The 1243-nt window shown below is 44.5% G+C and carries 1 protein-coding gene; it reads right to left on the bottom strand.

Annotated elements, in window-relative coordinates:
- Nucleotides 1-30: 30 nt before the first annotated feature.
- Nucleotides 31-1181 (bottom strand): IS3 family transposase gene (locus EYW48_RS21150; protein ID WP_277433044.1). Its coding sequence is split into 2 segments (ribosomal slippage): nucleotides 31-938 and nucleotides 938-1181, totalling 1152 coding nucleotides; the frame shifts between segments, so codons are not numbered across the junction.
- Between the last annotated feature and the right edge of the window lie 62 nt (nucleotides 1182-1243).

The following is a 1243-nucleotide window of genomic DNA, read 5'->3' as shown; positions in this document are numbered from 1 at the left end:
TGATCTGCTCCAGCAAGACTGGACACCACATTAAGCGACATTTTGCTGTTCAAAGTTAACAGGGCTTAGATACCCAAGAGCACTGTGCCTTCTCGTCCGATTATAATCAACCTCTATGTACTCGAAGATCGTTTGGCGCATCTGGTCTCTAGTCATAATCGGCTCATATTGGATCGCTTCAACTTTCATAGAATGGAAGAAGCTCTCAACACAAGCATTGTCCCAGCAATTTCCTTTCCTACTCATACTTTGTTTTAGATTATAAGTAGTTATGAGGTCTCGATAATCTTTTGAGCAGTACTGACTACCTCGATCACTATGAACGATAACCTGCTCAGGGAACCCACGACGGAACAACGCCATTGATAGTGCGTCACAGACCAGCGTAGCCGTCATTCTGGTATCCATAGACCATCCGATTACTTGTCTTGAGTAAAGGTCTATAATTACTGCCAAGTACAGCCAGCCTTCGCTTGTCGCAACATAGGTGATGTCTCCCGCCCATTTTTCATTCGGAGCCGCTGCGTTAAAGTTCTGAGCCAACAAGTTTGGAGCAACAGGCATTTGATGCTTGCTGTCCGTAGTGCACTTAAATTTACGAGCCGCTTTCGGCGTTAAATATTGACGCTTCATACTGGCCGCAATGGTTTTAACATTGTGGTTATTACCGCTTTCAGACAGTTCTTTTTGGATTCGCCTTGAGCCATCTCGGCCTTTGCTGATGTCAAAAGCTTCTTTGACCTTTGTATCAAGCTTTTGACGTATTGCCTCGCGTTGAATGGCCTTATGGCGATGTTTAATCCAGTAATAAAACCCACTTCGGGATACCCCCAACACCTTAGCCATACGCACAATATTGAAGCACAGCAGGTGTTCGAGCATAAATTCATAGCAATTTACTTTAGATTTTTCGCGAAGTAGGTGGCGGCCTTTTTTACAATTTCTAGCTCTTCTGCTTGCTCAGCCAACTGCCTTTTGAGCTTGGCAACTTCTGCGGCTAGCTCTTGCTCTCGCTGACTCGTATTGGTGTCTTTCTTCGAGTTCTTCCGCCACCCATAGATTTGAGATTCATGTAAAGAAAGCTGTCTTGCTGCGGCAGCTACTCCGACTTTCTCTGCTAGCTTCAGAGTTTCTGCTTTAAATTCAGGGGAATGTTTAATTCTAGTTTTCTTAGTAGTCATTGTTCACCTCGTTAGTGATTGTACTCACTTAACTCAGTGTCCAAAACTGCTGGGGCGGATCA

The sequence above is a fragment of the Vibrio sp. 1180_3 genome, assembly GCF_029478545.1.
In the GTDB taxonomy this organism is placed as follows: domain Bacteria; phylum Pseudomonadota; class Gammaproteobacteria; order Enterobacterales; family Vibrionaceae; genus Vibrio; species Vibrio aestuarianus.
Note: the sequence above shows the minus strand (reverse complement) of the source record. Positions and strands in the feature narration are given on the sequence as shown.